This window comes from Sporosarcina limicola, from assembly GCF_014873855.1.
GTDB classification, from domain to species: Bacteria; Bacillota; Bacilli; order Bacillales_A; family Planococcaceae; genus Sporosarcina; species Sporosarcina limicola.
In genome coordinates this window covers 205,327-212,469 of the sequence record NZ_JADBEL010000005.1, presented here as the reverse complement: position 1 = coordinate 212,469, position 7,143 = coordinate 205,327, and the positions used below count along the sequence as shown (strand labels likewise).

Below are 7,143 nucleotides of genomic sequence, written 5' to 3'. Positions count from 1 at the left end.
TTCACCTCGTGTTCAAGTATGGACAGGTAAGTGCAAGGCTAAAAGCGTATACCGTCTAAAGACGGTGGTTTTTGACCACTCTTTTAGAAAATAAAGCCCTTACTCGGGAACCAGCTATCTACTAAAACATACTTCGCTTGAAATCCGTGTTTCACTGCTCTTTTAAGCATCGTAAGGGCGCTAGTAATCTTGTCCACTCCGCATTCCTTCTTGCGCTTGGCGCCATTGGAACGGGGGTCTCTTTCTTTGGTATATTGTTCTTTGCGATGTTTCTGTTTCAGTGCCCTTTCCGCATGCAAGCTAAAGTCAAGAGGAATAAAACTTGTCCCGTCAAACAGCCCCAACGTTAAGTTCTTAAATCCAAGTGTACTCTTTTTTCGACCTGCAACGTGATCATGAACGTAGGAGATTTTTTCGATTTTTCGACCCGTACGGATATCAATCGTGTCATCTAAAATAAAGGCGGCTTTTGCGTCAACTTCCTTGTTCGGATTTACTAGTTTTTGAAATTGTTTTGCGATAGTTAAAAGTAGATTACGCCAAGGCATGCACTCGTTATTTTTCAAGCGGTAAAGGGTGTCTTTTTTCATGCTTGTCATGTTTTGATACCTGCTTTTGTAGAGGGCGTTCACACTGTTGATTAGTATGAGTGGGAGCAACAGCAATAACGTCATAATGTCAGTGACGGAATGACCTTGTTGCTTTTTAAATCCTACCTGATGACAAATGGAACGAAATTTGAACTTCTTCATTACATTTTGTATAATAGAATCAATAGAAAAACGATGTGAATGAAATACGTTTTCGATTTCTTTTACATTTTTCCGCATGATAACACGTCCTTTTTGGTTGATTTGGAATGGTATCTTAATTATACCAAAAATCCAGTGTTCATGCGGGTTTTTCTTGCCCTTTTGTTTCTTTCAAAGGGGTTTTTTTATTGGATTAGCGAGGTGCGAAACTTAAGACGCTTATCTCATATAACCTTATTGTTTAAATTTACTGATATCACTTGCTTATTTAGAGAATTCAGTATATGATGGTAACAACAAAACTTAGGAGGGATTTTTTATGAAAAAACTTTTAATGTCTGTTTCTACTCTTTTACTCGTATTATTATTATCAATTTCTTCTTTCCAGCTAAAATCTGCTTCGGCTATTAGTCTAGAATCTAATTCGACTCTTAGTTTAGAGAATCCTAGTGATTTAATAGAACCCTTTGGGTATGATGATGAGATTCCTTACTGCAAAAATGGAACCTACAATAGTGATGATGGAGAGTCTTATGTGACCTTACAAACAAACACTAGTTCAACTGATCGTTCAATCCAATGGGGATATTTCATAAAACCAAGTGCTTACCATCTATACAAACCTAAACTAACGGTATCAATGAGTGGAACTAGAATAAATGATCAGCGAATTAATTCACCATACCCGATGCGCGATGAAAGTCCTAACTATCTTTTTCATGGTAGTATAAAAGTTTATCAGATAATAGGAGGTAGTAATTCTAATAATCTTAAATCCGGTGATATACTTAACCTTGTATATAATGGAATTGCCACAACCTCGATTAACGGTGTTACAAATAACACATATGTTGGAATTGAATGTGTAGTAAGATAAAATTCCCAGATAGAAGGTTAAAAGATGCCAAAATGGAAGCGAGAAAATATTATATTCGATAGTTTATACGAAGCGGATGTATGGGCCGAATCAATAGTAAATGAAATTTATGCAAGACTGTATGATGGTTATGACACACCAGATTACAAAATAGCTTATTCCTTAGCTTTTAGACTTGCTGAGCTGAAGGAATTGAGCGTCCTTACAGAAACAGAAATCACAATGGATAGTGATAGAAGATATAAAGTTTGGGTAACTTCTTCTTAGAAATTCGCGAGAAAGTGGACGACTTGAATGTGATTAAACAATTGATTGCTGAACATGAGGAAGGGTTGCAAGGTGAATAAACGCAACAAGCCCGTTATCATTTAAGGTAACGGGCTTCCTTTATTTTATCTCCCTTCTAAGAGATATTTCTCTAAATCCGAATTACTTAGAAAGTCTAACTTATTAAACAGCTGTATCAAGGTTTACAATATATTATACAATACAGCAAAGTAAACGAAATCGTAGCAGCTGATTTTGACGATCAGCAGGATATATATATTATTGACAAAGACTTTAGTTGGACATATGTACATACACATGAATCATCGTGCGGACCATATTTTTACAAGGTGGTGCACCCGTTGAAAGCTCTTTCGAACGAACATTATATAATCATTTATGTGAGAATGAACGAGCAGTTGTCCGACATAATGCAAATGAGCATCCTGCATGGAATAAATTGCATCCGGACGGTTTATTATTAGATACGAAACCATGTACGATACTTGAAGTATTCGGCATGTCAGAAAACATGGAAGCCTATCACATTGTTCGTTCTATTAAAGTAGACCATTTTTCCTCGTTACGTCCTAAATATAACTTTTGGTATTGGGACGCATTTACAAAAGCTGATTTTAAGAAAGTACCCATTAAACATAATCACTAAAGAATCGAAGTTAAGTTAAAAAGAATCAGATGATGAATATGGTGTACATGATTTTTTGTACACCTTATTTTGTTGGTTTACAATGAGTGAGAGGGGGACGTTGAAGGGAAAACCATTTTACGCTAAATCATAATTTAGTACGAATTTTGTTTTCATTTAGTAAATATGATATAATTTTTGTAGTGAAATGTTGTACAAGGACATCAGAGTTAGGACGATTTGGACACAAAAGTTAGGACTTTTATTCAATATGACTTTCCATCTGCCTCTACAGCCGTTTTGTGTTTAAGAATAGGATATGAATCCCCAAACTTTCTCACAAGCTGTTCTAACTTGCTTGTCCCTACTTCAGAGTAGTCCTAACTTTAACGTCTTCAAACTAAGGACACCAAAGTTAGGACTATCACTGTATAATAGCTTCTACTATTAATTCAAGCGAATCTTCGATTGGCTCCGTATAGAAGGTCTGGACGCTGAAAGCAATAAGGAAGACCCCTACTCTTTTTAGTATCGCTGAAGTTAATGGTATTCTTACAGCCCTACAGTGCTGTCCGAAGACAAGAAAGTATGTACAACAATCGCATAAATGACATTTATCAATCTTGGAAAGCTTCAATCTCTAATACTTTACCAGTAATACCTATAAGTTTTTTTCTGGCGTGTAATGTACATACTTTCTTGTCCAAAAAGAAAGACATGAAAGTATGTACATCTTCAATTAAGTGCTGTTTTTTTAACCACTATTTTGTACACGCAAAAGGAACTAACGTTCGCCGAAATTCTATTTAACGAGGAGTTAAGAGGGGTATTCAATATGAACCTGAATTATTCATAGAAACTTAAATCAACTGATTTTTTATGGGAAATCAATACGAAACACCTTTCGGTTTTTGTTATTAAGATATTCGAGTCTTTTTATGGGGATTTTACGTTCACACATAAGGATAATGTCCATTATATTACTTTTTGTTTTAAAAAAGTGCGCACTAAACCGAGGGACTATAATCCCGCCTTTTTTGGATAGGTTTCTTTAAATTAGAGTTAGCCAAATCGGGGAAGTGCTTGTATTCTACTGAGCGCTTCAAAAAATTCCTTTTGATAGACACAGTGGCTGGATAATTTGAAAGGTAGATAGCGTCCAGAACGTATGACTCTCCCTGCTACTTTTATGAATTGTAGTCGGATGGTATCAATCAGTTTGTGATCCATTCCTCTTGGAAAACAGATACGGCTACAGCCATTATGAAGGTTGTAAGCCAGTACCGCAATTTGTAACTTGCAGGCATTTCGATCAAATTCGGAGCTTGTCATTTTACCAAAAGCGAATCCCAGTTTTCCTTCTTTAATGAAGTTTTCCATCGTACCACGGTTAAAATAGATTTTCGCACTGTTTTCCGGAGCCAAATGCATGCTTGTCACAATAAAAGTGAACCGAAACAGAAGTTCATCCATTGGTTTTTCCATTTTTACAATAACCCGTCTGGATTTGGTCCAACTCTTTGCCTGATAATTGAATTCGCGATAAAGGACGGTTTTCTTCCCTAGGACATCATCGGGAATCTGTTTCAACAGTTCTTCAGCTTGAGCCGTTAGGCGCTTATTTGATTTTAAGCGAATCACATAGTGACTTTCTTTTGCCTCGGCTAGCTCAAAAAGCTCAGGAACTGCGAATCCACTATCCCCACGAATGAGGGGATCTATCCAAGGGTAGAGGGACTTTAAGCGTTTGAGGGTGGGGCCGACAAAGCGTACTACCTGCCTCGATGTGTAAACGGATCCACCACGGAGTTCGGCTTTGAGGCAATCACCAGTCAACCCATCAAACATAAGCATGGGATGATAGCCATTTTCCCCATAATGCGTATTGTAGGCAGATCCCTGTTGGCGACCATAAGTAGCCGCATTCGTGGAATCCAAATCAAGAACGATATTTTCAGGGGCTTCCAACGTATGAAAACGTTCAATAAGTTGATTGTTTACCTGTTGTAATTGTTTCATGGCTGCCTTGTCGAAAAGCTGATTAACCCTGGACATCGTAGGTTGAGAAGCTAGACGTTCTTTTTCTAAAATAGTCGTTAATGCAGGGTCATATCTTAGACTGTCTGCATGATCATCCGCGTGATAGCCGGCTATATGTTGGTAGACTTTTTGCACAAGCACACTGTCATTCGTGTGCACGGTATGTTCCATGGAATCATTTAGGGTAACCGATGAATGATTCATCTCAGTGAAACCTATTTAGTCATCAAATTCTTTATACATTGAACAACCACCTACTAAAGTAGGTGGAATCTATTCGGGCTAAAGCCCACTAAAGATAAAAATCAAAAACAAAGCTCAAAAACTAAAAGATAAGGCTAAAGCGTATACCGTCTAAAGACGGTGGTTTTTGACCACGCTTTTGAAAAATAAAAGTCCTGCATCACTGGTGAGATCATCGCCATCAAAATTAATCTTTATTCGTTTGTTGAATCCAAAAGAAAGTTCGTTTACACTAGTCATAGGGAGCCCTCCTGGCATGTTTTTGGTTTAGTCACCTATGACATTACCAGATTAGGGGCTCTTTTTCATGTTTTAGGGCATTCACTTTTTAAGTGACAAGCGGTTTCCATCAAATACCTTGGTATTACAGACGTTTAGGCAACTTTTAGCGAAGCCTGTGAATAATTCAGGCTAATGATAGTGAAAATATTATATTTCGAATAAAAGTCGTTATATTCGAAATATGGTAGTAAAATCTCGACCTTTGCAGCACCGGTTTCTTTTAATTTATTTGCTGTATTGAGCAAACCATTCAAACCAACAACACAAAAGGCTATCTTCCAATAAAGATAGCCTTTTGTCATTTCAGATACCTCTCTTTCAATAGGAACAGTTAAACAAACTTAACCATTTTATAATTCTTCTTCCCACGACGAACGATTGTAAACGCATCTTCTAAACGATCCGTTGCACCCACTTCATAAGTCGTTTCTGTCACCCGTTCTCCGTTCAACGAAATCGCACCGTTCGTTACATCTTCACGTGCTTGCCGTTTTGAAGGTGACACGCCCGCTTCTACGATAAAGTCGACGATGTTTTTATCCACTTTTGCCATTTCAAATGAAGGAACATCTTTGAATGCATCCTTCATTTCATCGACAGCAAGTGCTTTTAAATCTCCGCTGAATAATGCTTGTGAAATACGGATTGCCTGATTAAGTGCATCTTGACTGTGAACGAGGCGTGTCATTTCTTCAGCAAGTGTCAATTGGGCTTTCCGTAGATGTGGCTCATCCTGGACAGCAGCTTCAAGTGCCTCAATTTCCTCCCGCTCCATGAACGTGAAAATTTTCAAATATTTAATGGCATCAGCATCGGCTGTATTGATCCAGAACTGGTAAAACTCGTAAGGAGATGTTTTTTTAGCATCTAACCATACTGCGCCGCCCGCACTTTTCCCAAACTTTGTTCCATCAGCTTTTGTAACAAGTGGGATTGTAATTCCAAATGCTTTCGTCTCTTCCTCATGTGTTTTACGAATAACTTCAAGCCCTGTCGTAATATTGCCCCACTGATCAGAACCACCGATTTGTACACGACAGCCATAATTGTTGAACAAGTGATTAAAATCGATTCCTTGGATTAGCATATATGAAAACTCCGTGAATGAGATACCATTCTCAAGACGTGATGCGACATTATCTTTTGCCAACATATAGTTGACACTAAGTAATTTACCGTAGTCCCGGAAAAATTCGATCATACTCATCGAACTAATCCAATCATTATTATTCACCATTTGTGCGCCATTTTCAGAATTAAAATCAAATATCTGTTCCATTTGTTTCTTAATACCCGCAACGTTTACCCCAATCTGTTCCGTCGTCTGAAGCACTCTCTCCTCCGACCGTCCAGATGGATCCCCAATCATCCCCGTCGCCCCGCCTACAAGTAGAATCGGACGGTGCCCATGCATTTGGAAACGACGCAAAGTCAATAAAGGAACGATATGACCAATATGCATACTGTCCGCTGTCGGATCAACTCCACAGTATAGCGAAATCTCCTCTTTATTCAACAGATCCTCCAGACCTTCTTCGTCTGTCTGTTGGTACAGTAAACCTCTCCACCTTAAATCATCCATCAATGCGTTCTTCATCAAAATACCTCCTTGAAATAATAAAGAAAAGCGGAGGGCGCCGGCATAGACGCCCGAAGCTAGACATAAAAAAGCCCTGCACGATTAAAAAAATCATGCAGGGACGCTAATCACTCAATTAACGCGGTACCACCCAGCTTGAGAATAAATTCTCCGCTCAAAACGTACTATCGCCACGAAAGCGTCACACTCCAAAGCTGTAATTCATGAACGGTGTACCGAACAGCTTCCACCAGCCGCTGCCTCTCTAAACGGTTCCATCGCCACTACTCTGACTTCTTCAACATGTAAAAAAAGATATAACAACTATTTTAACTGAAATTCAGAGGTTGTCAAACATTTTTGATTCGCTAATATAAAAATGTGCTATAATGGGAAAGATTTTAGGAGGGTGATTGGCTTGACCAAAAAAAGAAAAAATCGTATTGATCTTATAGAA

The 7,143-nt window shown here is 38.2% G+C and carries 7 protein-coding genes, 2 pseudogenes and 1 other annotated feature; of the genes and pseudogenes, 4 read left to right on the top strand and 5 right to left on the bottom strand.

Going from position 1 to position 7,143, the window contains the following annotated elements:
• Positions 1–89: 89 nt before the first annotated feature.
• Positions 90–830: pseudogene (locus H4683_RS07170) on the bottom strand (transposase); the annotation flags it as partial.
• A 241-nt stretch (positions 831–1,071) separates the two neighbouring features.
• Here H4683_RS07170 and H4683_RS07165 point away from each other — a divergent pair.
• The 4 genes and pseudogenes from H4683_RS07165 to H4683_RS22115 all read left to right on the top strand — a co-directional run bounded on the left by H4683_RS07165 (position 1,072) and on the right by H4683_RS22115 (position 2,563).
• On the top strand, positions 1,072–1,629 hold the full coding sequence (locus H4683_RS07165; protein WP_192598148.1) for a hypothetical protein: 558 nt from the start codon (positions 1,072–1,074) through the stop codon (positions 1,627–1,629).
• Positions 1,630–1,653: 24 nt separating this feature from the next.
• Positions 1,654–1,896 (top strand): hypothetical protein, encoded by a 243-nt coding sequence (locus H4683_RS07160; RefSeq protein ID WP_192598147.1) that lies wholly within the window; start codon positions 1,654–1,656, stop codon positions 1,894–1,896.
• A gap of 182 nt (positions 1,897–2,078) precedes the next feature.
• Positions 2,079–2,180, top strand: a pseudogene (locus tag H4683_RS22120) (hypothetical protein); the annotation flags it as partial.
• Between the two features lie 44 nt (positions 2,181–2,224).
• Positions 2,225–2,563, top strand: a complete 339-nt coding sequence (locus tag H4683_RS22115; protein WP_338062416.1) for a hypothetical protein — start codon at positions 2,225–2,227, stop codon at positions 2,561–2,563.
• 1,041 nt (positions 2,564–3,604) lie between these two features.
• Here the strand turns inward: H4683_RS22115 and H4683_RS07150 are convergent.
• The 4 genes from H4683_RS07150 to tyrS form a co-directional block, all read right to left on the bottom strand.
• Positions 3,605–4,786, bottom strand: a complete 1,182-nt coding sequence (locus H4683_RS07150) for an IS1380 family transposase (RefSeq protein ID WP_192598146.1) — start codon at positions 4,784–4,786, stop codon at positions 3,605–3,607.
• Positions 4,787–4,936: 150 nt separating this feature from the next.
• The gene (locus tag H4683_RS21290) at positions 4,937–5,065 is read right to left on the bottom strand and encodes a transposase (RefSeq protein ID WP_225941945.1); all 129 of its coding nucleotides are present in this window, start codon (positions 5,063–5,065) and stop codon (positions 4,937–4,939) included.
• A 134-nt stretch (positions 5,066–5,199) separates the two neighbouring features.
• Positions 5,200–5,409, bottom strand: coding sequence for a hypothetical protein (locus tag H4683_RS07145; RefSeq protein WP_192598145.1), 210 nt, complete (start codon positions 5,407–5,409; stop codon positions 5,200–5,202).
• A gap of 29 nt (positions 5,410–5,438) precedes the next feature.
• Positions 5,439–6,704: a tyrosine--tRNA ligase gene (gene tyrS / locus H4683_RS07140; RefSeq protein ID WP_192598144.1), complete on the bottom strand. Its 1,266-nt coding sequence runs from the start codon at positions 6,702–6,704 to the stop codon at positions 5,439–5,441.
• A gap of 96 nt (positions 6,705–6,800) precedes the next feature.
• Positions 6,801–6,997, bottom strand: a binding site (T-box leader).
• Positions 6,998–7,143 lie beyond the last annotated feature (146 nt).

Excerpts from the sequence above, each read along its gene's own strand:
- H4683_RS07165 (WP_192598148.1), top strand. The coding sequence starts at position 1,072 with ATGAAAAAACTTTTAATGTCTGTTTCTACTCTTTTACTCGTATTATTA.
- H4683_RS07160 (WP_192598147.1), top strand. The coding sequence starts at position 1,654 with ATGCCAAAATGGAAGCGAGAAAATATTATATTCGATAGTTTATACGAA.
- H4683_RS07150 (WP_192598146.1), bottom strand. The coding sequence starts at position 4,786 with ATGAATCATTCATCGGTTACCCTAAATGATTCCATGGAACATACCGTG.
- H4683_RS21290 (WP_225941945.1), bottom strand. The coding sequence starts at position 5,065 with ATGACTAGTGTAAACGAACTTTCTTTTGGATTCAACAAACGAATAAAG.
- H4683_RS07145 (WP_192598145.1), bottom strand. The coding sequence starts at position 5,409 with ATGACAAAAGGCTATCTTTATTGGAAGATAGCCTTTTGTGTTGTTGGT.
- tyrS (WP_192598144.1), bottom strand. The coding sequence starts at position 6,704 with ATGAAGAACGCATTGATGGATGATTTAAGGTGGAGAGGTTTACTGTAC.